24 protein-coding genes and 2 pseudogenes are annotated in these 23,873 nt (G+C 62.9%); 17 read left to right on the top strand and 9 right to left on the bottom strand.

The window, feature by feature from the left end:
- Genes argF through arcD form a run of 3 tightly spaced genes read right to left on the bottom strand, consistent with a single transcriptional unit; the run spans position 1 to position 3,769 of the window.
- Positions 1-999 carry an ornithine carbamoyltransferase gene (argF, locus tag P0D87_RS12195; RefSeq protein WP_053860382.1) on the bottom strand — a complete coding sequence of 333 codons (999 nt, stop codon included), beginning with the start codon at positions 997-999 and terminating at the stop codon, positions 1-3.
- Between the two features lie 48 nt (positions 1,000-1,047).
- The gene (locus P0D87_RS12200) at positions 1,048-2,265 is read right to left on the bottom strand and encodes an arginine deiminase (protein ID WP_408636834.1); all 1,218 of its coding nucleotides are present in this window, start codon (positions 2,263-2,265) and stop codon (positions 1,048-1,050) included.
- A gap of 25 nt (positions 2,266-2,290) precedes the next feature.
- Positions 2,291-3,769, bottom strand: coding sequence for an arginine-ornithine antiporter (arcD, locus tag P0D87_RS12205; protein ID WP_053860384.1), 1,479 nt, complete (start codon positions 3,767-3,769; stop codon positions 2,291-2,293).
- A gap of 246 nt (positions 3,770-4,015) precedes the next feature.
- On the opposite strand from arcD, the gene atpD reads away from it, so the two are divergent.
- Genes atpD through P0D87_RS12250 form a run of 9 tightly spaced genes read left to right on the top strand, consistent with a single transcriptional unit; the run spans position 4,016 to position 10,638 of the window.
- Complete coding sequence (gene atpD, locus P0D87_RS12210) at positions 4,016-5,488, top strand: F0F1 ATP synthase subunit beta (RefSeq protein ID WP_053860870.1); 1,473 nt, start codon at positions 4,016-4,018, stop codon at positions 5,486-5,488.
- Positions 5,485-5,943, top strand: coding sequence for a F0F1 ATP synthase subunit epsilon (locus P0D87_RS12215; protein ID WP_053860385.1), 459 nt, complete (start codon positions 5,485-5,487; stop codon positions 5,941-5,943). The genes atpD and P0D87_RS12215 overlap by 4 nt, the downstream gene beginning before the upstream one ends.
- Positions 5,940-6,257, top strand: coding sequence for an AtpZ/AtpI family protein (locus P0D87_RS12220; RefSeq protein ID WP_053860386.1), 318 nt, complete (start codon positions 5,940-5,942; stop codon positions 6,255-6,257). The genes P0D87_RS12215 and P0D87_RS12220 overlap by 4 nt, the downstream gene beginning before the upstream one ends.
- Complete coding sequence (locus P0D87_RS12225; RefSeq protein WP_053860387.1) at positions 6,250-6,561, top strand: N-ATPase subunit AtpR; 312 nt, start codon at positions 6,250-6,252, stop codon at positions 6,559-6,561. Before P0D87_RS12220 ends, P0D87_RS12225 begins: the two co-directional genes overlap by 8 nt.
- Positions 6,558-7,256 carry a F0F1 ATP synthase subunit A gene (locus P0D87_RS12230; RefSeq protein WP_053860388.1) on the top strand — a complete coding sequence of 233 codons (699 nt, stop codon included), beginning with the start codon at positions 6,558-6,560 and terminating at the stop codon, positions 7,254-7,256. Before P0D87_RS12225 ends, P0D87_RS12230 begins: the two co-directional genes overlap by 4 nt.
- Positions 7,249-7,497, top strand: coding sequence for a F0F1 ATP synthase subunit C (locus P0D87_RS12235; RefSeq protein ID WP_053860389.1), 249 nt, complete (start codon positions 7,249-7,251; stop codon positions 7,495-7,497). Before P0D87_RS12230 ends, P0D87_RS12235 begins: the two co-directional genes overlap by 8 nt.
- A gap of 9 nt (positions 7,498-7,506) precedes the next feature.
- Positions 7,507-8,256 (top strand): ATP synthase F0 subunit B, encoded by a 750-nt coding sequence (locus tag P0D87_RS12240; protein WP_053860390.1) that lies wholly within the window; start codon positions 7,507-7,509, stop codon positions 8,254-8,256.
- Positions 8,234-9,790: a F0F1 ATP synthase subunit alpha gene (locus P0D87_RS12245; RefSeq protein ID WP_053860391.1), complete on the top strand. Its 1,557-nt coding sequence runs from the start codon at positions 8,234-8,236 to the stop codon at positions 9,788-9,790. Before P0D87_RS12240 ends, P0D87_RS12245 begins: the two co-directional genes overlap by 23 nt.
- Entirely contained in the window at positions 9,787-10,638 is an 852-nt protein-coding gene (locus tag P0D87_RS12250; protein ID WP_053860392.1) for a F0F1 ATP synthase subunit gamma, read from the top strand. Before P0D87_RS12245 ends, P0D87_RS12250 begins: the two co-directional genes overlap by 4 nt.
- Positions 10,639-10,751: 113 nt before the next feature.
- Here P0D87_RS12250 and P0D87_RS12255 read toward each other — a convergent pair whose 3' ends face one another.
- The 5 genes from P0D87_RS12255 to P0D87_RS12275 all read right to left on the bottom strand — a co-directional run bounded on the left by P0D87_RS12255 (position 10,752) and on the right by P0D87_RS12275 (position 18,428).
- A complete protein-coding gene (locus P0D87_RS12255) occupies positions 10,752-11,876 on the bottom strand; it encodes an ABC transporter permease (protein WP_053860393.1) in 1,125 nt (374 codons plus the stop codon).
- A 2-nt stretch (positions 11,877-11,878) separates the two neighbouring features.
- The gene (gene rbbA / locus P0D87_RS12260) at positions 11,879-14,665 is read right to left on the bottom strand and encodes a ribosome-associated ATPase/putative transporter RbbA (protein ID WP_053860871.1); all 2,787 of its coding nucleotides are present in this window, start codon (positions 14,663-14,665) and stop codon (positions 11,879-11,881) included.
- Positions 14,662-15,735 (bottom strand): HlyD family secretion protein, encoded by a 1,074-nt coding sequence (locus P0D87_RS12265; protein WP_053860394.1) that lies wholly within the window; start codon positions 15,733-15,735, stop codon positions 14,662-14,664. Before P0D87_RS12265 ends, rbbA begins: the two co-directional genes overlap by 4 nt.
- Positions 15,732-17,198 (bottom strand): efflux transporter outer membrane subunit, encoded by a 1,467-nt coding sequence (locus tag P0D87_RS12270; RefSeq protein WP_053860395.1) that lies wholly within the window; start codon positions 17,196-17,198, stop codon positions 15,732-15,734. The genes P0D87_RS12265 and P0D87_RS12270 overlap by 4 nt, the downstream gene beginning before the upstream one ends.
- 369 nt (positions 17,199-17,567) lie before the next feature.
- Entirely contained in the window at positions 17,568-18,428 is an 861-nt protein-coding gene (locus tag P0D87_RS12275; protein WP_053860396.1) for an MBL fold metallo-hydrolase, read from the bottom strand.
- A gap of 86 nt (positions 18,429-18,514) precedes the next feature.
- On the opposite strand from P0D87_RS12275, the gene P0D87_RS12280 reads away from it, so the two are divergent.
- The 3 genes and pseudogenes from P0D87_RS12280 (at position 18,515) to P0D87_RS12290 (ending at position 19,684) form a co-directional block, all read left to right on the top strand.
- On the top strand, positions 18,515-18,832 hold the full coding sequence (locus P0D87_RS12280) for an ArsR/SmtB family transcription factor (RefSeq protein ID WP_053860872.1): 318 nt from the start codon (positions 18,515-18,517) through the stop codon (positions 18,830-18,832).
- A gap of 15 nt (positions 18,833-18,847) precedes the next feature.
- Positions 18,848-19,267: pseudogene (locus tag P0D87_RS12285) on the top strand (YeeE/YedE family protein); the annotation flags it as partial.
- A gap of 6 nt (positions 19,268-19,273) precedes the next feature.
- Entirely contained in the window at positions 19,274-19,684 is a 411-nt protein-coding gene (locus P0D87_RS12290) for a DUF6691 family protein (protein ID WP_053860873.1), read from the top strand.
- A 1-nt stretch (position 19,685) separates the two neighbouring features.
- Here P0D87_RS12290 and P0D87_RS12295 read toward each other — a convergent pair.
- Positions 19,686-20,018: pseudogene (locus P0D87_RS12295) on the bottom strand (copper-transporting ATPase); the annotation flags it as partial.
- Positions 20,019-20,421: 403 nt separating this feature from the next.
- On the opposite strand from P0D87_RS12295, the gene P0D87_RS12300 reads away from it, so the two are divergent.
- The 5 genes from P0D87_RS12300 (at position 20,422) to P0D87_RS12320 (ending at position 23,872) form a co-directional block, all read left to right on the top strand.
- Positions 20,422-21,042: a LemA family protein gene (locus P0D87_RS12300; protein ID WP_053860398.1), complete on the top strand. Its 621-nt coding sequence runs from the start codon at positions 20,422-20,424 to the stop codon at positions 21,040-21,042.
- Positions 21,039-21,887 carry a TPM domain-containing protein gene (locus tag P0D87_RS12305; protein WP_053860399.1) on the top strand — a complete coding sequence of 283 codons (849 nt, stop codon included), beginning with the start codon at positions 21,039-21,041 and terminating at the stop codon, positions 21,885-21,887. The genes P0D87_RS12300 and P0D87_RS12305 overlap by 4 nt, the downstream gene beginning before the upstream one ends.
- 2 nt (positions 21,888-21,889) lie before the next feature.
- Entirely contained in the window at positions 21,890-22,387 is a 498-nt protein-coding gene (locus P0D87_RS12310; protein ID WP_053860400.1) for a TPM domain-containing protein, read from the top strand.
- Between the two features lie 324 nt (positions 22,388-22,711).
- Complete coding sequence (locus P0D87_RS12315; protein ID WP_053860401.1) at positions 22,712-23,314, top strand: hypothetical protein; 603 nt, start codon at positions 22,712-22,714, stop codon at positions 23,312-23,314.
- A 12-nt stretch (positions 23,315-23,326) separates the two neighbouring features.
- Positions 23,327-23,872, top strand: a complete 546-nt coding sequence (locus P0D87_RS12320) for a hypothetical protein (protein WP_053860402.1) — start codon at positions 23,327-23,329, stop codon at positions 23,870-23,872.
- Position 23,873: the final 1 nt, after the last annotated feature.

The following is a 23,873-nucleotide window of genomic DNA, read 5'->3' on the forward strand; positions in this document are numbered from 1 at the left end:
TTATGCGAGGGTTGCCACGAGCACGGCCTTGATGGTGTGCATGCGGTTTTCGGCTTGCGAAAATACAATCGATGCGTTCGACTCGAACACTTCGTCGCTGACCTCCAGTTCGGACAGGCCAAAGCGCTCGTGAATCGTGCGTCCTGTTTCCGTCTCCAGGTTGTGATACGCCGGCAGGCAATGCATGAAGCGTGTGCGCGCCTTGCCCGTTGCCTTCATCAGCCTGGCGTTGACCTGGTAGGGCAGCAGCAGATCGATGCGCGGACCCCACGCTTCGACCGGCTCGCCCATCGACACCCAAACGTCGGTATAGATGAAATCGACGCCGCTCACCGCCTCATACGGGTCGTCCGTGATCGTCACGTTGGCGCCGGTCCGCTCGGCCAGGTGCCGCATCTGCTGCACCAGTTCGTCGTGTGGCCATAGGTCGCGTGGCGCTGCGATGCGCACGTCCATGCCCATCTGCACGCCGCCGATCAGCAGAGAATTGCCCATGTTGAAGCGCGCATCGCCGAGGTAGCAGAACGACAGCTCGTGAAGCGGCTTTTCTCCGAACTCCTGCATGGTAAGCAGATCGGCGAGCACCTGGGTCGGGTGGAATTCGTCGGTGAGCCCGTTCCACACCGGTACATGAGAATAGGTCGCGAGATCTTCCACCACGCTTTGATGAAAGCCGCGGTATTCGATGCCGTCGTAAAGGCGCCCAAGCACGCGTGCGGTGTCCTTGAGCGATTCCTTGCGGCCGAGCTGCGAACTGGACGAATCGATGTAGGTGACGTGCCCGCCCTGGTCGTGAACCGCAACCTCGAATGCGCAACGCGTGCGCGTCGAGGTCTTTTCGAAAATCAATGCCACGTTCTTGCCGTTCAGCCGTGGCACCTCGTTGCCCGCGTATTTCGCGCGCTTGAGTTCCGCGGAGAGGTCGAGCAGAAAACGGATGTCGCGTGGGGTGAAGTCCTGCATGTTCAGCAGGCTGCGATTGCGTAGATTGAATGCCATGCGCGAGTTCTCCAGAAAGTTTCGCGAAATGCGGCGTCGCGCTTTGCGTCAGATGGGGGCGCGTTCGATGGGGCAGGTCATGCAGTGGCCGCCGCCGCGCCCGCGGCCAAGTTCGGCACTTGGAATCGTGATGACTTCCACGCCCGCTTTGCGCAGCAGCGTGTTGGTGTACACATTACGGTTGTAGGCAGCGACCACGCCCGGTGCGAGCGCGATCACATTGTTGCCGTCGTCCCATTGCTCACGCTCGGACTCCCACGTGTCTCCGCCGGTGGCGACGGTGCGCAATGTCGCGAGCCCGAGCGCTTTCGACACCACTTCCAGAAACGGGGCGTTCTCGGCCCTCACGTCGAGCTGCTCAGGCAGTCGGCCAGGGCGCAGGCTCGTGCAGCGAATGCCATCGACGACTTCCGGAAATATCGTCACGAGGTCGCGATCGCAGAATGTAAATACCGTGTCGAGATGCATTGCGCCTCGCGAGTGCGGCAGTTGTGCGGCGATGACCTGCTTGACCGATTCGCGGGCGAACAGTGCGCGCGCAAGCTGTGCGACGCCTTGCGGCGAAGTCCGTTCACCCATGCCGATCAGCACGACGTCCCGCGACAGCGGCATGACGTCGCCGCCCTCCAGCGTCGCACCGCCGTGGTCGACGTCGGGACCGCCCCACCAGATGCGCGTGCCGCCGCTGAAGAGCGGGTGAAAGCGATAGATCGCCGCGCTCAGCAACGTCTCCTGGCGCCGGGCAGGCCAATACATGGAGCCGAGCACGAGGCCCTCGTTGATCCAGCAACTGCTGTCGCGCGTGAAAAGCGTGTTGGGCAACGGAGGAAGAATGAAGCCGGACGGCGGCGTGCATTGCGCGAGGAGGCCATCAGGATCGAATGGCAATTCCGCGCGCACAATTCCGCCGATCAGCCGCTCGGCAAGTTCCTCGGCTGGCATCTGATCGAGCCAGACCTTTAGTTGAGAAGCAAGCTCGGCATCGACGGTGCCGACAGCAAGCTTGCGCTCCAGTACCCAGTCGCGCGCCTCCCGTCCGTGCAGGATGTCGGCTAGCAGATCGTGCATGTCGAACACTTCTACGCCGTGCTCCTGCATCGTGCTTACAAACGCGTAGTGATCTGTCTTTGCCTGTGAGACCCAGAGCACATCGTCGAACAGCAAGTCGCGGCAATTCGCAGGCGTCAAACGCGACTGCGCAAGACCCGGGCGGCAGACCATTACCTTGCGCAACGCGCCGATTTCCGAATAAACGCCGAATGTCATTGTGGTTCTCCTTAACGTCTGCGGGTCAGAAGCCGAGCGCGCCGGTGGCCAGCAGCCATCCCGCTACAGCAGCAAGCACCAGAAGAGCCGCGAGGATTACGAATTCAAACGGCTTGAAAACGCTCGCGCCGCGCTCGCGCTTGGCCCACCCGTAGAGCAGCACGCCAGGCGCGTAGAGAAGGGCGGACAGCAGCAGATATTTCGGCCCCGCCGCATACAGCAGCCAGCAGCAATAGACGGTCGCGGCGGACCCGATCAGCATGTCGCGAGTTCGTGCGCTTTCGCCGGGCGCGTAACCGTCGCCGCGCATCGCAATGCGAGTCGCATACACCGCGGAGAACAGATAGGGAATGAGGATCATCGAGGTCGCGAGCGAGATCAGCGCCTGATAGGTCGCGTTCGAGACGAGCGTGATGATGAGGAACAGTTGCACCAGTCCGTTGGTGACCCAAAGTGCGTTGGCAGGCACGCCGTGACTGTTCGAGCGCGCCAGAAACTTCGGCATGACGCCGCCGTTCGCCGGCGTGAAAAGCGTTTCGGCAGCCAGCAGCGTCCACGCGAGCAATGCGCCGCCCACCGACACGAGCAGACCGAGACTGATCAGAACTGCGCCCCACGAGCCGACCGCCTTCTCCAGCACGCCCGCCATCGACGGGTTCTTCATCGAGGCCAGCTCACCTTGTGAAACGATGCCGAGCGAGAGCAGCGAGACCGCCATCAGCAAAAGCAGAACGACGGCGAAACCGAGCAGCGTGGCCCGTCCGATGTCTTCGCGTCGCTGTGCGCGGGCCGAGAACACGTTGGCGCCTTCGATACCGATGAACACCCACACGGTGATGAGCATGGTGCTCTTGACCTGGGTGAACACACTGCCAAGCTTTGCGTTGCCCCAGAAGTCCTGCGCGATGACGTGGCTTCGGAATGCGAGCGCCGCGAGCACGATGAACAGCAGCAGCGGAATGACCTTGGCGATCGTGGTGATCGCGTTCAGCACCGCTGCGCTGCGCACGCCGCGCAGGATCACGGCGTGCATGCTCCACAGCGCGATCGACGCGGCCAGCACGGCGGAGGGTGTGTTGCCGTCCCCGAATACAGGAAAGAAGTAGCCGAGCGTGCCGAACACAATGACCAGATAGCCGACATTGCCGATCCACGCGCTGACCCAGTAACCCCACGCCGAATTGAAGCCGACGAAATCACCGGCGCTGGCTTGCGCATACGCATAGATCCCGTTGTCGAGCTGGGGCTTGCGCGTCGCCAGCGTCTGATAGACAAACGCGAGCATCAGCATGCCTGCGCCGGTGATGAGCCAGCCGATCAGCACGGCGGCGGCGCCCGCACCCGATGCCATGTTCTGCGGCAGGGAAAACACGCCGCTGCCGATCATCGAACCGACGACGAGCGCAGTGAGCAAGCCGAGCCGCAGCGGTTTCGCCGCTGCGCTGCCAGTCCGGTCGGCCGGCCTTGAGGACGATGCCGCCAATGAATCTGCCAGGTTTTTCATCACGGACCTCGCCGTTTTTTTGGGATAAGCGGATTAGGACACCAGGAAGGGGCCCGCGGATTGATCTGGATCATTCGCGGTACAGTCGGCCGCGCCGCCGCCACGATCGCCTCTGCTCAGACCAGCACGCTCATCGCGGCGCGGCAATTTTTGAGACCGATCCATGAAACAGTTGATGAAGATCAGTTCGTCCGCATGCTCGGGTTATATCTTCTGACTGTTCACGACCGACCCGGGGTACCGCGTATGCCGACTCATGTAGCGTCACTGCCAGAGAACGTCCCGACGACGCGCGAGGGATACGTCGTCGCCGTGCGTGGCGCGATCGTCGACGTGACGTTCGGCGGCGCTGCGCTGCCTGCGCTCGGAGAGGCGCTCGTCGTCGTGCCCGACGATCTCGCGCCGGTACTCGCTGAAGTCGAGGCGCATCTGAGCGAGACGACGGTCCGCGCGCTGGCGTTGCAGACTACCGCGGGGTTGCGGCGCGGCACGAGAGTCGAGGCACCTGGGGGAGCCATCGAAGCGCCGGTCGGGGAGGCAGTGCTCGGCAGGCTGATCGACGTGACGGGCCGGGCATGCGACGGCGGCGAGGCGCTTGCGTCGCAAATCGAACGGCGGCCAATTCATCGCGCGGCGCCCCCGCTTGCATCGCAGAAGGGCACAACCGAACTCTTTTCGACCGGCATCAAGGTGATCGATCTGCTCGCACCGCTTGCGCAAGGCGGGAAGGCCGCGATGTTCGGCGGCGCCGGCGTCGGCAAGACGGTGCTGGTCATGGAGCTGATTCACGCAATGGTCGAGCGCTACGACGGAATTTCGGTCTTCGCGGGCGTCGGCGAACGCTCGCGCGAAGGACACGAGATGTTGCTCGACATGCGCACTTCGGGCGTCCTGGCGCGCACCGTGCTCGTGTACGGCCAGATGAACGAGCCGCCGGGCGCGCGCTGGCGCGTTCCCTTCACCGCATTGACGATCGCCGAATACTTCCGCGACGAACGTCGTCAAAACGTCTTGCTGCTGATGGATAACGTCTTTCGCTACGTGCAGGCAGGCGCGGAAGTCTCAGGTCTCCTTGGGCGGATGCCCTCGAGAGTGGGCTACCAGCCTACGCTCGCAAGCGAAGTCGCGCAGTTGCAGGAGCGCATCGTGTCCGTGGGTGGTGTGTCTGTCAGCGCGATAGAAACGGTGTACGTGCCCGCCGACGACTTCACCGATCCCGCCGTGACCGCGATTGCCGCGCACCTCGACAGCAACGTGGTGCTGTCGCGGGCAATGGCGGCCGAAGGCATGTATCCGGCGGTCGATCCCATCGCGTCGTCGTCGATTCTTCTCGATCCGCTCGTGGTGGGCGAGGAACACGCGGCAGTCGCCACCGAGGTGCGGCGCGTCATCGAGCATTACCGCGAATTGCAGGATGTGATCTCGCTGCTCGGCATCGAGGAGCTGGGCGCGGAAGATCGCGTACTGGTCGGCCGCGCCCGACGCCTGCAGCGTTTTCTCACCCAGCCCTTTGCGGTCACCGAGGCTTTCACGGGCGTTCCCGGCCGTTCGGTTGCGCTCGCCGACACGATTGCCGGGTGCAAGGCGATTGTTGCAGGCGAATGCGACACCTGGCAGGAAAGCTCGCTCTACATGATCGGTACGCTGGACGAAGCCCGCAGCAAGGAAAAGGCGGCGGCGCAAGCGGCCGTCTCTGTCGCAACGGAGCGATCGGCATGAGAAAGAATACATTGGAGCTCACCATCGCCACGCCGTCGCGTGTCTGGTTCGACGGCGTCGAGATTGTTTCGCTGCGCGCGGAAGATGCGAGCGGTGCATTCGGCATCCGCGCGGGACACGCGGACTTCGTGACTCAACTCGCGCCGTCGGTGGTCCGCTGGAGCGGCACGGACAACGTGGCGCGCTACTGCGCCGTGAGCGGCGGCGTCCTGTTCGTGTCGGGCGGCACGCAGGTGTCGATTGCCTGCCGTGAAGTGATTCCGGGCGACGATCTGGAAGGCCTCGCGGCCATCGTTCGACGCCGCCACGCCGACGAAGAGGAAGCGCTGCGGCGCGCGCGAGTCGACGAATTGCGACTTCATGCGCGCGCGGTGCGTCAGATCCTTCGCTACCTGCGGCCGCGCGCCGATGCAGGCAGCACCCTGTCGACCGTCGCCGGTACGTCGCCGCAATGAATGAGCCTCGCCGCGAGGAGCGGCCTTCGTCCGAAGACAGGCTTGCCGCCGCAGTCCAGGAGGCCGCGCGGCGCGCGGCGCGCGCACGCGAGGTGCCGGAACCGTCGCTTGGCAGCCGGCTCGGCCAGATCGGCATTCTTGGATGGGCAATCGTGTTGCCGACATTGCTCGGGCTAGCCTTGGGACGCTGGCTGGACCGGATCTTCGCCACCCGGGTGTTTTTCTCCGCGCCGCTGCTGATGGCGGGGGCTGCGCTCGGCTTCTGGTCCGCCTGGAAATGGATGCATCGCCAACAGGGAGAACGCCGTGATTAGTACGCCAGGCACGTTGACAATACCGCTGCCTTCATTCGCCATCCAGTTCGCGGTCGGGCTCGCGGCCGGCCTCGTGGGCGGCGCGTGGCATTTCCTGTCCTTGAAATGGAACTGGCCGTTGTTCTGCGCAGGGAAAATCGCCGCGGCACTCGGGCTGCAATCCGCGCGCCTTGCGCTGACCTGCGCGCTCCTGCTGCTGCTCGCGCGCATTGGCGCGCCCGCATTGCTTGCCGGAATGGCGGGCGTGCTCATCGCGCGCCGCATCGCCGTGCAGCACTACAGAGATTGTGGAGGCTCGTCATGATCGAATCGCCGCTCACCGTCTCGCCGCTTTTGCAGCTTGGCCCTGTCGCGATTACCGAACCGGTGCTCGCGACGTGGATGATCATGGCCGTCGTCACCATCGGTTCAGCCGCGGTAAGCCGAAGACTCTCGCTCGCGCCCGGCAAGATGCAGACTGCGCTCGAACTGCTCGTAGACACGATCGACCAGCAGATCCGCGACACCATGCAAGCGCAGCCGCGTCCGTATCGCGCGCTGATCGGTACGCTCTTCGTTTTCGTGCTGATCGCCAACTGGTGCGCGCTCGTTCCAGGCGTGACGCCTCCTACCGCGCGTCTCGAAACCGATGCCGCGCTCGCGCTGGTGGTGCTCGGCGCCACCGTCTTCCACGGCCTTCGCAGCCGGGGCGTCGCCGGCTATCTGGCGTCGTTCGCCGAACCCAGTTGGGTCATGATTCCACTGAATCTGGTGGAGCAGATCACGCGGACGTTTTCGCTCGTGGTACGCCTGTTCGGCAACGTAATGAGCGGCGTGTTCGTGATCGGCATCCTGTTGTCGCTCGCGGGTCTGCTCGTGCCGATTCCGCTGATGGCGCTCGATCTGCTGACGGGTGCCGTTCAGGCCTACATCTTTGCTGTTCTCTCGATGGTCTTCATCGGCGCCGCAATCGGCGAACCGCAACACGCCCCCGTCAAAAAGGCAAAGACTCATGAATAATCCTGTCGAAATCGTCAGCATCGTCGCGGCGGCGTTCGCCGTCTCATTCGGCGCGATCGGGCCGGCCATCGCCGAAGGCCGCGCGGTCGCCGCGGCGATGGATGCGATCGCACGTCAGCCGGATTCGGCCGGCACCGTGTCGCGTACCTTGTTCGTGGGTCTTGCGATGATCGAGACGATGGCGATCTATTGCCTCGTGATTGCGCTGTTGCTGCTGTTTGCCAACCCATTTGCCAAATAGGCGGCCGCCATGCGAATCGACTGGTGGACGCTCGCCTTGCAAACCATTAATGCACTGGTGCTGATATGGCTGCTTGCGCGCTTCCTGTTCCGCCCGGTCGCGAACATCATCGCCGAACGTCAGAACACGGCGCGGGCTTTGATCGCCGATGCCGATGCGGCAAAAGCTGCCGCGATTCATGAGCGCGACAACGCAGCTCGCGCAACCCGGCAGATCGCCGCGTCGCGCGACGACGCACTGAAGGCCGTCGCCGTGGAGGTGACGGGGCAAAAACAGGCTCTTCTGGCCGCGGCGCAAGCAGATGCCGAGGCATGGCGCGCGGCGGCGCGGGAGGAGCAGGCGGCGGCACGCGCGGCCGGAGACAAACTGGCGGCTGAACGGGCGAGCCGGCTTGCCGTCGATATCGCGACGAAGCTGCTCAAAAGACTCCCCGACAGCATGCGCGTCACAGGCTTTATCGAAGGTCTCACCACCGGAATCGGACGACTTCCGCAGCCAGCGCGCGCGGGGCTCGGAGAAAACGGCGTCGCGCCGGTCCTCGCGGCGCCGCGCGCATTGAGTCCGCAAGAACAGGAGCAGTGCCGCGCGGCGCTGGCCGCCTGCCTTCGGCGCGAGCTGCCGCTTCGCTTTGAAGTCGATCCGCAGTTGATCGCCGGCCTCGAACTGCGGTCGCCGCACGCCGTCGTACGCAACAGCTTCGGCGCCGAGCTCGCCAGGATCACGGAGGCGCTGCTCGATGACAGCCATGCTTCCCGCTGACTCATGCGACGACACCTGGCTCGCGGCGCAGCGCGCGGCGCTCGCTCGTGCGGCGCCTGGGCCTTACGCCGATACGCTCGGTCGCGTCGAGCGTATCGGCGACGGCATTGCATTCGTGTCGGGGCTCCCCGATGCCGCGCTCAATGAGCTTCTGCATTTCGACAGCGGCGCGAGCGGCTTCGTGCATACGCTCGAAGCCGACCTCATGAGCGTGGTGCTACTGGACGACGCTGCCACGGTGGAAGCCGGCGCATCTGTCGCTCGCACGGGCGCAGTGCTCGAGGTGCCGGTCGGCGAGGGCTTGCTCGGACGCGTCATCGATCCGCTAGGCCGGCCGCTCGACCGGGACGAGCCGGTGAGCGCGGCTGGCCGCATGCCCGTGGAGCGGGCCGCGCCCGCTATCGTCGATCGTGATCTGGTCAGCGAGCCTGTCGAGACCGGCGTGCTGATCGTCGACGCGCTTTTCGCCATCGGCCGCGGGCAGAGAGAGCTGATTATCGGCGATCGGGCGACTGGCAAGACCGCATTGGCGCTCGATGCGATCGTCAACCAGAAGCATTCGGACATGATTTGCGTCTATGTGGCAATCGGACAGCGTTCGTCGGCAGTGCAGCGCGTGATCGAAGCCGTACACCGCTATGGCGCGCCCGAGCGCTGCGTGTTCGTCGTTGCCGCCGCGGCGTCGGCGGCCGGATTGCAGTGGATTGCGCCGTTTGCGGGCTTCACGATTGCCGAATACTTCAGGGACCGGGGACAGCATGCGCTGATCGTCATCGACGATCTGACGAAGCACGCCGCGACGCATCGTGAGCTGGCGCTGCTGACACGCGAGCCGCCGGGCCGTGAAGCCTACCCAGGCGATGTTTTTTACGTTCATGCGCGACTGCTCGAGCGCGCGGCAAAACTGTCCGCGAGCCTCGGCGGCGGTTCCCTGACTGCGTTGCCAATCGCGGAAACCGACATGGGCAATCTGTCCGCTTATATTCCGACCAATCTAATCTCGATTACCGATGGCCAGATCGTCCTGGACGCAGCGCTCTTCGCCGCCAATCAGCGTCCGGCCGTGGACGTCGGCCTGAGCGTGAGCCGCGTCGGCGGCAAGGCGCAGCATCGAGCGTTGCGTGGCGTGTCGGGGCGATTGCGGCTCGATTACGCGCAGTTTCTCGAACTGGAGATGTTCAGCCGCTTTGGAGGGCTGACGGACGCGCACGTCGCCGACAAGATTGCTCGGGGCGAACGCATTCGGGCATTGATTGCTCAACCCCGATTCGCGCCGCTTTCCACACTCGACGAAATCGCGCTGCTCGCAGCCCTTGCGGAGGGCGTGTTCGATGCAGCGCCGCCGGCGATTGCAGCGCAAGTGCGTGCGCAGCTCGCAGCCCGGCTGCCGGGCGCAGGACTCGAATCGGCATTCGACGGCGCGTCTTTCGACACGGCAGCTCAGGCGAGGCTCGTCACGGCAGTGCGTGACATGGTGCGACGTCTCGCGGGCGAAAGCACCGCCGCTTCAACCGGAACGCCGAGCGAGCGATGAGCGGCAAGCTGGCGGGAATTGAAGCGCGCAGCGCGACGGCGCGTCAACTGGATGCGGTGATCGGCGCCATGCGTGGCATCGCGGCAGCCCGCTCGCGCGAGGCGCAACGGAGGCTGCCCGGCATACGTTCCTCGGCTGCAACCGTGGGTGCCGCGATCGGCGCGGTTCTCGGGCATCGGATGCCTCATCCGCCGCCCGAGTCACCGTCGGAGCCGCGCGCGCGGATCGTAATCGCGCTGTGCTCGGAGCAGGGATTCGTCGGCGCCTTCAATGAGCGGATTCTCGATTATTCGCAGAACTGTATCGTCCACGCGCAATCGGAGCTGATGCTGGTGGGTACGCGCGGTGAGTTGCTGGCCAAAGAACGTCGCTGTCCAGTGCTCTGGAATTCACCTGCGGCTTCTCACGCGGACGACGTCCTGTCGCTGGCGGGCCGCATCACGGATGCGCTCTATCAGCGTCTCGCGACCCGTGCGATAGATAGTGTTTCGCTCGTGCACGCGCTGCCGGGCGCTACACCCTCCGGCGAGATCGTCGAGCGCCGCTTGATCCCTTTGGATTTTTCGAGGTTTCGGGCGGTCGAGAGCAGTGTGCCGCCGCTGTTGAACCTTCCCGTCGAAGGTCTTCTTGCCGCGCTTGTCGAATCCTATGTGTTCGTCGAAATCTGTGAAGCGTTGATGCTCTCGTTCGCCGCCGAAAACGAAGCGAGGATGCGCGCGATGCTGGCCGCCCGCGCTAATGTGCAAGACACGCTCGACGAGCTGACGCAAAGCTACCGGCGCGTTCGCCAGGACGAAATCACCGACGACATCGTGGAGCTGGCGGCAGGCGCAGGACAGGCGCAGTAGTGCCGGCGACGGCCGGTGTAGCAACCGCGGATTGCAACGCCGCCCCTTTCAGCCCGGGTCGCGCCAATTGCACGGTCATGGCCGCCAGCAGAACCTGTGTCAGCCGATCCATATCAGGCCATCTTGCCGATGGTTCTGCGAAAACGCCGCAATGCCATGGCAAACAGGACCGACCCGATCGCCATCAGAATCAGGAACGGACGCCAGGCGACATCGAGGCCGGCGCCGCGGTACAGAATGGCCTGGCCAAGTTCGACAAAATGAGTGGTGGGCGCAAGCAGCATGACGTCCTGAACAATCTTCGGCATGCTTTCACGCGGGGTGATGCTGCCGGAGAGCATCTGCAACGGCAGGAGCACGAGGACCACCAGCATGCCGAACTGCGGCATGCTGCGCGCGAGAGTCGCCATGTAAATACCCATCGATGTCGTTGCGAACAGATGCAGCGCCGTGCCCAGCATGAACAGCGCGACGGAGCCTTCAATCGGCACATGCAGCGCGCCGCGCACCACGAAGGTTAGCGAGGCGGTCGCCACCAGCATGACCACGAGCCCCATCGACCAGATTTTCGCCAGCATGATTTCTGCCGGCGTGACCGGCATGACGAGCAGATGTTCGATCGTGCCGTGTTCGCGCTCGCGGATCAGCGCGGCGCCAGTGAGGATGATGGACAGCATCGTGACGTTGTTGATGATCTCCATCAGCGCGCCGAACCAGGTCTGCTCGAGGTTCGGATTAAAGCGCATATGAACGGCGAGATCGACAGACGGCGCCGCGGTGTCCCGATATCGCGTCGCGAATCCGGCAATCTCGTCGGTCACGATCTGCTGCACGTAGCTGCTGCCCGTGAATGCCTGGCTCATGCGGGTCGCGTCGACGTTGAGCTGGATCGTCGCGGGCCTTCGGGCGAGCACGTCGCGCTGGAAGTTCGGCGGAATGGTGAGCGCGAACGTGTATTCGCCGGTATCGAGTCCATGGTCGACCTGCGCGGGGGCGATCAGACGCGCAATGCCGAACTGCGGCGGAAAAAACGCCGACGCGATGCGGGCAGACAACGGCGATGCGTCTTCGTCGACGATCGCGATGGGCGCCATATGCAGGGTGTCCGGTTGCGCGGTAGCGGCGGAATAGATCGCGACGGTGAAGGTGTAGGCGATCAGCACGAGCATGGTCGGATCGCGCCACAGACTCCACAGTTCCTTGACGCCGAGGCGGTAGACGTTCGCGAGACGGCGCATGTTCAGGTTTCCTGCTTTTTGAGCAGTGCCATCGTCAAGCCGAGAACCACCGGCATGGCTGCGAGGAGCGGCCAGAATTGCGCGTGAAGGCCGGCGAAGCCCATCGCCTTGTTGATCACGCCCCGGCTGATCGTGAACATGTAGGTGGCCGGATAGATGGAACCGACAACCCGCCCGCTGCCTTCCATCGACGACAACGGATTGATCAGGCCGGAGAACTGGATGGCGGGAATGAGTGTGCCGATCATCGTCAGGAAGATGGCGGCGATCTGGCTGCGCGTGAAAGTGGACGCCAACATGCCGATGCCGGTCGCGACGATGGTGTAGATCAGCACCGCGATGAGCAGCGTCAGGAAGTTGCCCTTGACCGGCACACCAAAGGCGATCCGCGCGAGCAGCGTCATCGCCAGGAAATTGAGCACCGCCAGTAACACATAAGGCACCTGCTTGCCCAACAGAAACTCGCCGCGCGTGACTGGCGTGACATACAGATTAATAATCGAGCCGAGTTCGCGCTCGCGCACGACCGCCAGCGCCGTCAGCATGGCAGGCAGCATCAGGAGCAGCAGCGGGATGATCGCGGGCACCATCGCGGGGGCGCTCCTCACGTCGGGGTTGTAGCGAAAGCGCGTCTCGATGTCGACCTGCGGGGCCGGCGTCATGCCGAGCCGATGAATGCTCTGCTCCATCAGCCAGGATTGATGCAGTCCGAGCACGTAGCCGCGAATGGTTTCCGCGCGTTGCGGCATGGCGCCGTCGATCCACACACCGAGTTGCACTGGCGTGCCGCGTTGCAGATCACGAGCGAAATGCGGCGGGATTTCGATTGCGAGGGACAGCCGACCGCTGCGCATGCGCTTGTCCAGATCGTCGTAGTCGCCGAGCGGGGCCTGTTCTACAAAGTAGCGCGAGCCCGAGATGTTCAGCGCATAGTCGTGACTCAGTTCGGTCTGGTCTCGATCGAGGACCGCGTAGGTGAGACTTTCGACATCGAGACTCACGCCATAGCCCATCACAAGCATCAACACGAGTGAACCGAGGAGGGCAAGCGTGGCACGCACCGGATCGCGCCGCAACTCGAGCACCTCTCTCCACATATAGGTCAACGCGCGGCCCGGGCTGAACGCGCGAGGGTGAGCGTGCTCGGGCGACCTGGCCAGCGCGGGTGTGCCGGAAACCTTCCTGCTGGCCGGCGCTTCGAGCGTCACTTCGCCGCTGCTGCCTCTTTCCGTCTTTTCGGCGCCTGCTTCCACCAGGTAGCCGATGAAGGCCGCCTCGAGGGTCGCCGTACCGCGCTGCTGGACGAGTTCGCCCGGCGATGCGGTTGCGAGCACGCGGCCGGCATGCATCAGAGAGATGCGGTCGCAGCGCTCGGCCTCGTTCATGAAGTGCGTCGAAATGAAGATTGTCACCTTGTCGCGGCGAGCCAGCTGGATCATCAATTGCCAGAAATTGTCGCGCGCGACGGGATCCACGCCCGACGTCGGCTCGTCGAGAATCAGCAGCTCCGGCTTGTGCACCATGGCGACCGCGAGTGAAAGGCGTTGCCGCATGCCGAGCGGCAAGCTGTCGGGCAATGCGTCGCGTACTTCGGCAAGGCCGAAGCGGCTCACCATCTCGTCAACCCGGGCGGAAATCGCTTGCGGCGGCACGTGAAACAGCTGCGCGTGCAATATCAGATTCTGCTGAACCGTCAACTCGCCATAGAGCGAAAACGCTTGCGACATGTAGCCGACCCGGGTGCGCGTGTCGATATCGCGCGGATCGACTTCGCGTCCGAACAACCTCGCCGAGCCTTCGAGGGCGGGCAGCAGGCCGGTCAGCATCTTCATCGTGGTCGACTTGCCGCAACCGTTAGAACCGAGAAACCCGAAAATTTCGCCGCGGCGAATGCGAAAACTGACGTGGTCGACCGCGACGAAATCGCCGAAGCGCATGGTCAGGTCGCTCGCTTCGATCGCGAGCTCGCCGGCGACGCCGGCGGGCAGCGGTTCCACAACGACCGGCTGATGACCGTGCCGGCGTTCCTCGGGCAACAACGCGATGAACGCCGCGTCCAGCGTGTCGCTGTGCGTGCGCGCGAGTAGGGCGCGCGGCTCCCCGATCGCGAGAACCCGACCTGCATCCATTGCGATGAGCGAATCGAAATGCTGGGCCTCGTCCATGTATGCCGTTGCGACGATCACACTCATGCCGGGACGGCCGGCCCGGATGCGCGCGATCAAATTCCAGAATTGCGCGCGCGCCAGCGGGTCCACGCCGGTGGTCGGTTCGTCGAGAACCAGCAGGTCTGGGTCGTGGATCAGCGCGCAACAGAGCGCCAGCTTCTGTTTCATGCCGCCAGAAAGTTTGCCCGCGGGTCGCCCGAGAAACGGCTTCAGACCGGTGCTGGCGGTCAGAGAGTCGATACGCCCGCGGCGCTCGGCGGCATCGTGGCCGAACAGCCGCGCGAAGAATTGCAGGTTTTCCTCGGCGGTCAGCGTCGGGTACAGATTCTTCCCGAGACCCTGCGGCATATAGGCGATGCGCGGGCAGACGAGCGCACGATGCCGGCGCGAGCGCATGTCGCCGCCCAGCACCTCGACGACGCCTTGCTGAATCGCGCGGGCGCCGGCCGCGAGCGCCATCACGCTGGATTTGCCGACGCCGTCCGGCCCGATCAGCCCGGTCATGCGGCCGGCGGGGAAATCCAGCGTGAGGTGGTCGAGCGCAACGGTCTTCGCATAACGCAGCACGACGTTGCGCAGCCGGATGACCGGCGGGACTTCACCCGTCGTGATGCCGCTCACTGCGGCACCTTGATCGCGAGCGAAGCGGGCCACGCCGCATTCTGATCGATCCTGATCCAGGCGACGCCCGGCAGGCCCGTCTTGACGAGCTTCAGATGCTGCAGCAGCAGTTCGCGGTTGATTCGCGCCTTGACGCGGAACATCAGCTTCTGGCGCTCGTTGGCCGTTTCCACGGTCTTCGGCGTGAACTGCGCGGTGCTGGCAACGAACGACACGGTCGCGGGAATCACGTAGTTGGGCGCCGCATCGAGTATTACGCGTACTTCGCCGCCCAGCGCGACTTTGCCGACCACCGTCTCCGGCAGGAAGAATGTCATGTAGACATCGGAAAGGTCGGCGATGTTGAGGACCTTGCCACCCGCAGGCAGCACTTCGCCGGCCTCGGCGATGCGATATTGCACGCGGCCGTCGCGGGGCGCCGTTAGCTGGCTGTCGCTGATGTCGGCTTCCACTCGCGCAACCGTCGCGAGGGCAGCACGCTCGGCGGAATGCGCGGCTATCAGTTGCGCGCGTGTCGCGTCGACGGCTGCCTGGGCGGCGGTGACCTGAGCTTTGGCGGCGCGCACAGTGGCTTGCGCGCCGCGCTCGCGGGCCCGATCGTCGTCGAGTTCCTGCATGGAAGACGCACCGTCTCGCGACAGCGTTTCAGAGCGCGCCAGTTTGCGGCGCGCCGCGTCCAGCTCACTTTCGCGCTGCGAGACAATGGCTTCGGCAGCCGCCTTGTCGCTCTGCCGTTGCACGACCTGCGCTTCGATGCTGAGCGCGGTGTTGATCGCCTGCTGATGTTGCGCGCGCGCTTCGGCGAGTTGCGCGTCCAGCACGCTCACCTGCATCGTCGCGAGCGGTTGCCCCGCCTTGACGAAGTCGCCTTCGTCGACGGCAATGGTTTCGACACGGCCCGCCAGCTTGGTCGCCACATCGATTTCGGTCGCCTCGATTCGGCCGTTGCCGCTGACGAAAGCCGCAGCGGGACCCGAGTTGTGCAACATCGGCCAGGCGTAATAGCCGGCCGCAACGATCACAGCCACGAACGCAACAGCGAGTATCATTTTTTTTCGGCTGGGACTCATGGCAATTGGCCTTCCTTGAGTGTGATGCCGGCGGCCGAAGGCGTGGCAGTCTGTTGCGCATCCTGCACGCCGCCGCCAAGCGCGGCATACAGTGCGACGCGGCTCACGAGCAATGCGCGGCGCGTCTGTATCAGCTGCTGCCGCGCGTTGAGCAGATCGCGCTGCGCGTCGAGCACTTCCAGAAAGGGCGTCGCGCCACTGTCATATCTCAGCCTGGCGAGGCGCGCGCGCTCGGACTGCGCCGCCAGAGTGTCGGTTTCCGTCTGAACCTGCACGGCGAGCCACTCTCTCGCGGAGAGCGCGTCGGCTACATCACGAAAGGCATCCTGAATAGTCTTTTCGTATTGCGCGACCGCTTCGCCTTCGCGGGCCCTGGCGAGTTCGAGATTGCTGCGATTGCGCCCGGCATCGAAGATGGGCAGCGTGATGTTGGGCATGAAAATCCATGCGCCACTACCCGAGGCAAACAGGCCCCGCAGATCGGTGCTCGTCGATCCGACCGCGCCGGTGAGCGTGACGCGCGGAAAGAACGCTGCGCGCGCCGCGCCGATGTTCGCGTTGGCGGCCCGCAGCCGGTGTTCTGCCGCGACGATGTCTGGGCGCCTTTCCAGTAGCGACGAAGGCAATCCTGCGTTCAGGTCAGGGTACACGCTCGCATCGGCGAGCGGTGCCGGTGGCAACTGCGTGGGTGTGCCGACGAGAGCTGCGAGTGCGTGGACCTGAGCGGCGCGCGACTGTTCAAGCTGTGCCACCAACGCTTGCGCCTGCTGCAACAGAATTTCCGACTGCTTGAGATCCAGCTTCGAGATGGCTCCGACCTGGAAGCGGCGGCGAAAGATGCGCAGCGATTCAGAGCGGCTGGCGATTGTCTCCCGGGCAACGGCGGTGCGTTCATCCAGTTCGCGCAGCAGCAGATAACCGTCGGCTACGTTTGTGATCACGCCGAGGGTAGCCGCGCGGCGCGCGGCATCGCTCGCCAGAAATTCTTCAAGGGCTGCGTCCTTGAGGTTTCGCACGCGGCCCCAGAAGTCGAGTTCCCAATTGCTTTCGGTCAGCCCGACCTGATACGCGTCGGCGTCGAGACTTCCACCGGGCAGCAGCACGCCCGGCGCGCGCAAATGAACATAGCCGCCGCCGGCGGAAACCGTCGGCAATGTGTCGGCACGCCGGATGCCGTACGTGGCACGCGCTTGCTCGACGCGCTGCGCGGCAATGCGCAGATCACGGTTTGCGCTTAACGCCTGTTCGATCAGGACCTGCAACTGGGCGTCGGGAAAGTAGCTGCGCCAGTCGGGTGAGACCGATACCGGCGTGGCATCGCCGGGCGAGGCCGCATGGGTGGACGAATCGACGGTCCACGTATCGGGAATGGGCGGAGCGGGGCGCACATAGGACGGTGCGAGCGACATGCATCCGCCCAGGCCGAGGGCCGCGGCCAGTGCGACCGCGCAGGTGAAGTCCATGCGGCTGCCAGGCCAGCGGCGTATTGCTGGCGGCGGTGAGTGGGACGATGAAAACATGAGAGCCTGTGATGATCCGTTGGGATGCTTCCAGCAATGCAATCGCCGGTTCCGGGCACCCGATACGTCTTGCGCATTGCATTTCGTGCCCGGGCGCGAGCGATTGCTTCACGCCGGCAGCGCGAGACGTGCCCGACAGTCCGGCCCGCGGCCGGCCCACAGGTGACCTCGCAACGCTTATGCTGCAACTACTTATAACCGACGCAATGCATAGGCCAACTTGATCTGGATCATGCCGATCCGGGCGGCTTGCTTTAATCGCCAGCGCTTGCTGCGCAGACGCGGGCGATCGGTGCAGCTGGATCTCGCAGGCTACAGCGCGTTTAACGGAATCTTCAGATAGCTTTGCCCGTTTTCTTCGACGGGCGGAAACTCGCCGGCACGTATATTCACCTGGATAGACGGCAGCATCAGAACGGGCATCGCCAGTGTTGCGTCGCGCGTTTCGCGCATGCGAACGAACTGTGCTTCTGTTATGCCGTCGTGCACATGGATGTTGTGCTCGCGCTGTGCGAGCACCGTCGTTTCCCATTCGGGTTTGCGGCCATCGGGTGGGTAATCGTGGCACATGAAAAGCCGGGTGTCGCCCGGCAGGGCCAGCAGCTTTCGAATCGAGTCATACAGCGCGCGCGCATTGCCGCCGGGGAAGTCGCAACGCGCGGTGCCGACGTCCGGCATGAAAAGCGTATCGCCCACGAAGACCGCATCGCCGATCTGGTAGGCCGTGTCCGCAGGCGTGTGGCCGGGAACGTACAGCGCCTTCGCTGCCAGAGCGCCGATGGAAAACTCCTCGCCTTCGCGAAACAGATGGTCGAACTGGGAACCGTCAACCCGGAATCCGCGCTCCAGGTTGAACAGCGTTTTAAAGACGCTCTGAACAGAGCGAATATGTTGTCCGATCGCAATGGCGCCGCCAAGCTCGTGCCGCAGATATTGCGCTGCGGAGAGGTGGTCAGCATGCGCATGCGTTTCCAGAATCCACTGCACTTGCAGGCCATGTTGACGAACGAATTCGACGACCCTGTGGGCATCTGTCGTTGAGGTGCGCCCTGCTTTGGGATCGTAGTTCAGGACGGGGTCAATGACTGCACATTCCGGGTGACCAGACCTGAAAACAACATATGTGACTGTGCCGGTGACCGACTCGAAAAACGGTTGAACGGTGGGCTGCATCCTTACCTCCTCAGATACAGATCATTCTATACGCAAACAATATATTAAACAATATAATGTAACGCCGCAAATTATTGGGCGACGATATGAGGAAGAAGGCGGCGCCGATCCAACTTTCGGTGATGCAGGCCTCGGCACAGAAAGCTTGTGCGGTACTGAAGCTGCTGGCAAATCCCGACCGGTTACTGCTGATGTGCCAACTATCGCACGGCGAGTCGCGTTTGAGCGACCTCGAAGAGCAGTTGGGAATACATCAGCCCACGGTCTTGCAGCAACTCGGCGTGCTTCGCGATAACGTGCTCGTCGAGACGCGCCGCGAAGTGAAAAATATCTTCTATTCCCGAGCGAGCACGGCGACGATCGCGGTCATGAACGTGCCGTACGAGCAGTTTTGCGCGCACTGAGCAGAAGGAGACGTCATGTGGATCGATACAACGAGTGTTACACCCGGCCTGTCACTGACTGGCGGTCTGCTGACCGGCGCTGCGGCTGCGGTGCTTGTTTTGTTCAACGGACGTATAGCAGGCATCAGCGGCATTCTCGGTGGCCCGCTGGGCGCCCCGCAAAAAGATGCGGGATGGCATGTTGCTTTTCTTGCAGGGCTGATTGTGGCACCGGTGCTGGCAGGCCTGCTCGGAAACCCGACAGCGCCTGACATAGCGGCTGGGTGGACCGAATACTCGTCGCCGGTTTTCTGGTTGGCATCGGCACGCGTTACGCTAGTGGCTGCACGAGCGGCCACGGTGTCTGTGGCATTTCGCGGAGCTCTTGTCGCGACGGCTACATTCATGGCAAGCGGTTTTTTGACCGTGTTCGTATCCAGACATTTGGTGGGAGGCTGGGACATGGCTTTGCTCGCTGTTTTGCTTTCCGGCCTTTTGTTTGGGGTCGGCCTGATTGTGTCCGGCATGGCAAATCCGGCGAAGGTGCTGGCGTTCGTCGACCTGGCAGGATCATGGCACCCGTCACTTGCGTTTGTCATGGCCGGAGCGATAGCAGTCGGATCGATCGCTTTCCTGTTTGGAAAACGCCGCGAGAAATCCCTGCTGAGTCTGCCCATGCCGATTCCAGCCAGCACTGTCGTGACGTTGAGACTTGTACTCGGCAGCGCGGTGTTCGGTGTTGGCCGGGGGCTCGCAGGATTTTGCGCGGGGCCCGCACTGGTCGCCCTGGGCGCTGGTTTTCCGAAGGCGTGGGGTTTTGTGGCCGCGATGCTCTGCGGGATGACGGTCTTCGAACTCCTCGAACGCCGCTGAACTATGTCCGAGCGCCCCCCAAACGTAGCGCATTTCCGATTACGGACACCGAACTCAATGCCATCGCCGCGCTCGCGATAACTGGGCTTAGGAGAATGCCCAGCCACGGGTACAGAACGCCCGCCGCGACGGGAATTCCGATCACGTAGTAGGCGAACGCAAAGAAGAGGTTCTGCCGGATGTTCTTCATTGTCGCGATGCTTAAGGCCCTGGCCCGCGCGATGCCGCGCAGGTCACCCTTAACGAGTACCACGTGTGCGCTGTTCATTGCCACATCGGTACCGGTGCCCGTTGCAATTCCGACGTTAGCTTGAGCGAGAGCGGGCGCATCGTTGGCTGTTCATGATCTTTGCCCGAACGGTTGGTTGCATACCATTTACTCTATCGACGCGCATGCGGACCGGATTGACCTCGCTTAAAGAACATACGTCGCCGCTGGGAGGCATGTCTGTCTGAAGGTTGATACGGGGTCGTTGCACCGCGCGACGGTGCTTGGCCGCTCCGCGGAGGTCAGAAAGCATGCGCTTTCGACCCGGCGCGGCCCATCATCTTGGCAAGGCAGATTCTGGTAAACGGGGGGAGTGTGATTCCGGAACGAACTTGACCTCGGTCAATTGCCGCCGACCGGCCAGGCGTAGGCTGAAATTGCCCTCGCGGGCAGATTGGAGGCCGCACGTGCGTGGGGACGGGCGGCCAGAAAAATCACAACGAACCAGACTGACGACGGGAACACTCCAATGCGCGCAATGTTGACGTGGTTAATAGCGGTGGTCGCGCTGGGAATTTCCGGCTGCGGCTACAACGCCATCCAGACTCAGGACGAACAGGTGAAGGCGAGCTGGTCCGAGGTATTGAACCAGTATCAGCGTCGCGCCGATCTGATCCCCAACCTCGTGAATACAGTCAAAGGCTATGCGAGCCAGGAAAAGGAAGTGCTGACACGTGTGACGGAAGCCCGCGCGAGAGTGGGGTCGGTTCAGGCAAGCCCGGAGCTTATCAACGACCCGCAAGCGTTCGCGAAATTCGCAGCGGCGCAGGCCCAGTTGACGAGTTCGCTATCGAGAGTGCTGGTCGTGTCCGAGAATTATCCGCAATTGAAGTCCGACGCAAATTTCCGCGATCTCCAGGCGCAACTCGAAGGGACCGAGAACCGGATTACTGTTGCGAGAAACCGTTATATCGAGGCGGTGCAGGACTACAACGTCGTAGTGCGTTCGTTTCCGTCCAACCTGACGGCGAGTGTCTTCGGCTATAAGGAGAAGCCCAACTTTTCAGTGTCGAATGAAGCCGAGATCGCCCGGCCTCCGCCGGTCAATTTCGACGCGGCCCCGGCGCAAGCGAGTGGAGTGACCAATTGAACATCCTGAAGACAGTGAGGATCGTGCTGCTCGCGCTCATTCCGTTCTGGTCGTCTGCCGCGAGCGCAGAGGTTGGAATCCCTGCTTTGACGGCGCGCGTCACCGACGAGACGGCGACGCTCACTGCCGAGCAGCGCGCGTCGCTCGAGCAGACACTGCAGGCCTTCGAGGCGAAGAAAGGAAGCCAGATTTCCGTGCTTATCGTGCCAACGACACGGCCCGAAACGATAGAGCAGTATTCCATGCGTGTTGTCGAGCAGTGGAAGCTCGGACGCAAGCGGGTCGACGACGGCGCGCTCCTCATCGTCGCAAAAGATGACCGTGCGCTTCGCGTCGAGGTCGGCTATGGCCTCGAAGGCGCACTCAACGACGCTACTAGCAGCCGCATCATCAACGAGGTGATTGTCCCAAGATTCAAGCGCGGAGATTTTTACGGAGGCGTGTCGGCCGGCGTCAGCAGCATCATGAATGTCATCAGCGGCGAGCCATTGCCGGCGCCGGATGGACAGACTGGCGGCAATTCCGGAAGCATCAGGGGCTATCTCCCCGTACTTTTCGTACTGACTTTGGTGGCGGGGGGCGTGCTCCGTGCCCTGCTGGGCCGCATGGCGGCCTCAGTTGTGACAGGCGGCGCCATCGCAGTTGTCGCCTGGCTGCTGTCGGGTGCCGTCTCTATCGCATTGTTCGCTGGCGCCATCGCGCTCCTGTTCACATTATTCGGTAGCGGGCTGGGTGCGTTCGTCGGAGGACGAGCTATTGGTGGCCCAGGCGGAGAGTCCAGTCGCACAACCTTTCGGGGCGGCGGTGGTGGCTTTGGTGGTGGTGGCGCGTCGGGCAGGTGGTAGACATGGAAATCAAACGGATAGCGAGGCACTTGCTCATGACGCGCTGGACTGTGAGCGCTGCCTTTCCGCCCCGCACGCTGCATGCCATTGAGAAAGCAATTCGGGCAAGTCATCGAGACCATATAGGGCAGGTTCGATTTGCGGTCGAAGGAGCGCTTCAGAACGATGCGCTGCTGAGCAACACATCAGCAAGAGAACGGGCGATCGACGTCTTTTCGCAGCTTCGGGTGTGGGACACCGAGCACAACAATGGCGTACTCATCTATCTGCTGCTTGCTGATCGTGACGTGGAGATCGTTGCCGACCGAGGGATGCATGCCCGGGTGCGCGCCGCCGAGTGGGAAACCATCTGCCAGAGCATGGAGGTGAATTTCAGGCTCGGCAGGTATGAGGTTGGCGTGCTTGAAGGCGTCGAGCAGGTGAGCGAACTGCTCAAAAGACACTTCCCTGCCCAGCAGGAGTGGCAAAGTGAACTGTCGAGCAAGCCTGCGGTGCTCTGAGCGACCGACGACGGTTTGCGGACGCGGACCGCAACTTGCGCAAGACGGATAAGGCAATTGCATTCTGACAATCAACCGCATCAATCGGAGTATGCATCCCGACTTCGGATTCCATCTTCAATAGGCAGCCGTCAGGCCGAGGAAACTGAAAATTGATGCTAGATTTCGGTCGATCACGTCCTGTGGCGCTAGCGTTGGACGTGGCAGGCTCGACGCTGGCGAGCGACTAGGTGTAGGTAAAACGAGAACACTTGAAAGATCGGAGAGCGCCTCCTAGCCTTAAAGCGGCTTGGGGGTTGTCCGCTGACAGCCCGAGGAGGGCCCATGCGTCAGTCGCTTCTTGGACCGCTGTTACTGACAGTGGCAATTGCCAGCTACGGTGGCAGTGACGCGACCTCGCGCACTGGGCCCCGCGAGAGTAACGACGATCGTGCACTGACGCTTTATGACAGCCGGGGTGCGCGGGTCGGACAGATTGCCTCCTACGGATTTGTGGATGGCGTCGTTCTGGCTATCAACGGCGCAAGAGTGTTTGTTCCGGTGGAACGCGTGCGAACCTCCGCTGTTCCTGACGACTTCTCCGGTTTGTCCGTTCGGTACTCAGCTTCGCAGTTGGTATGGGGCAGCGCTTCTGGCCTGTACTTTGCAGAGTCGAACTGTGCGGGTGCAAGCTACATATCCGTTTACGATGGGCTTTACAACTTTTATGCGCCTACCAGGCCTTCGATTCCAGTCCGGTCGGGCTCGATCGTCACCCTGTACGTTACGTCGGATGGCGCATCTGCGAGCGTCTCGGTCGCTTCTTTCTTCTCGACGTTGTTCAACCGCTGTGAGTCCTTCCAGCCACAGTCAATAGACGCGTGGAAGTCAGAAAGTACGTTCGATCTGACGGGCCATCATCCCGAGCCGCTGGACGCGCATTTCTGAAAGAGGACGATCATGGTCATCCTGGGCTCGGTCAAGCGCATCGTTGCATTCGTCAGCTTGCTTTTGCTGGCGGCTGGCTCTTACGGAGAAAACGGCCGCGAGCCCGGCAGGCGCGAGAACGAGGCTCTAGGGGTGGCCGGCGTGTTCGACGCAAACGGCGCCTTTGTCGGATCGGCGCAGGCTTTGGACGCGAATTTTGGCGTCGTTATTGAAATCAATGGCGCTGCCGTCTTTGTCGGAATCCAACGTTTGTCGGCAGACACTTTTGCCAACGCTTCTGCCACCCAGTTCCGCTGGAAGGCCATCGACTGCACGGTTAGCGCCAACTGCAGTGACCCTTTGCTCGTCAATTGCGGCGGGGCGTTATGTCCGGCGAGGCCATCAATGGCAGTCAGACGCGGGTCCGGTGTCGCGGTGTACGTCGCCAGTCCCAGTAACTCCATTGCCGGCAACATCTTTAACCCCGAATGGGCGATCGAGGCTATCTATGACCTCACCTTGCACCATCCCGAGCCGCTTACGGTCAGATGGAGAGGGGGCGTTGAGCCACGGCAATGAC

Origin of the sequence: Paraburkholderia sp. RL17-368-BIF-A (assembly GCF_046054045.1) — a bacterium.
GTDB classification, from domain to species: Bacteria; Pseudomonadota; Gammaproteobacteria; order Burkholderiales; family Burkholderiaceae; genus Paraburkholderia; species Paraburkholderia graminis.

Excerpts from the sequence above, each read along its gene's own strand:
- P0D87_RS12250 (WP_053860392.1), top strand. The coding sequence starts at position 9,787 with ATGAGCGGCAAGCTGGCGGGAATTGAAGCGCGCAGCGCGACGGCGCGT.
- arcD (WP_053860384.1), bottom strand. The coding sequence starts at position 3,769 with ATGAAAAACCTGGCAGATTCATTGGCGGCATCGTCCTCAAGGCCGGCC.
- atpD (WP_053860870.1), top strand. The coding sequence starts at position 4,016 with ATGCCGACTCATGTAGCGTCACTGCCAGAGAACGTCCCGACGACGCGC.
- P0D87_RS12290 (WP_053860873.1), top strand. The coding sequence starts at position 19,274 with ATGGCTTTGCTCGCTGTTTTGCTTTCCGGCCTTTTGTTTGGGGTCGGC.
- P0D87_RS12320 (WP_053860402.1), top strand. The coding sequence starts at position 23,327 with ATGGTCATCCTGGGCTCGGTCAAGCGCATCGTTGCATTCGTCAGCTTG.
- P0D87_RS12280 (WP_053860872.1), top strand. The coding sequence starts at position 18,515 with ATGAGGAAGAAGGCGGCGCCGATCCAACTTTCGGTGATGCAGGCCTCG.
- P0D87_RS12275 (WP_053860396.1), bottom strand. The coding sequence starts at position 18,428 with ATGCAGCCCACCGTTCAACCGTTTTTCGAGTCGGTCACCGGCACAGTC.
- P0D87_RS12220 (WP_053860386.1), top strand. The coding sequence starts at position 5,940 with ATGAATGAGCCTCGCCGCGAGGAGCGGCCTTCGTCCGAAGACAGGCTT.
- P0D87_RS12300 (WP_053860398.1), top strand. The coding sequence starts at position 20,422 with ATGCGCGCAATGTTGACGTGGTTAATAGCGGTGGTCGCGCTGGGAATT.
- P0D87_RS12215 (WP_053860385.1), top strand. The coding sequence starts at position 5,485 with ATGAGAAAGAATACATTGGAGCTCACCATCGCCACGCCGTCGCGTGTC.
- P0D87_RS12240 (WP_053860390.1), top strand. The coding sequence starts at position 7,507 with ATGCGAATCGACTGGTGGACGCTCGCCTTGCAAACCATTAATGCACTG.
- P0D87_RS12315 (WP_053860401.1), top strand. The coding sequence starts at position 22,712 with ATGCGTCAGTCGCTTCTTGGACCGCTGTTACTGACAGTGGCAATTGCC.
- P0D87_RS12265 (WP_053860394.1), bottom strand. The coding sequence starts at position 15,735 with ATGAGTCCCAGCCGAAAAAAAATGATACTCGCTGTTGCGTTCGTGGCT.
- P0D87_RS12255 (WP_053860393.1), bottom strand. The coding sequence starts at position 11,876 with ATGCGCCGTCTCGCGAACGTCTACCGCCTCGGCGTCAAGGAACTGTGG.
- P0D87_RS12270 (WP_053860395.1), bottom strand. The coding sequence starts at position 17,198 with ATGGACTTCACCTGCGCGGTCGCACTGGCCGCGGCCCTCGGCCTGGGC.
- argF (WP_053860382.1), bottom strand. The coding sequence starts at position 999 with ATGGCATTCAATCTACGCAATCGCAGCCTGCTGAACATGCAGGACTTC.
- P0D87_RS12200 (WP_408636834.1), bottom strand. The coding sequence starts at position 2,265 with ATGACATTCGGCGTTTATTCGGAAATCGGCGCGTTGCGCAAGGTAATG.
- P0D87_RS12230 (WP_053860388.1), top strand. The coding sequence starts at position 6,558 with ATGATCGAATCGCCGCTCACCGTCTCGCCGCTTTTGCAGCTTGGCCCT.
- P0D87_RS12245 (WP_053860391.1), top strand. The coding sequence starts at position 8,234 with ATGACAGCCATGCTTCCCGCTGACTCATGCGACGACACCTGGCTCGCG.
- P0D87_RS12310 (WP_053860400.1), top strand. The coding sequence starts at position 21,890 with ATGGAAATCAAACGGATAGCGAGGCACTTGCTCATGACGCGCTGGACT.
- P0D87_RS12235 (WP_053860389.1), top strand. The coding sequence starts at position 7,249 with ATGAATAATCCTGTCGAAATCGTCAGCATCGTCGCGGCGGCGTTCGCC.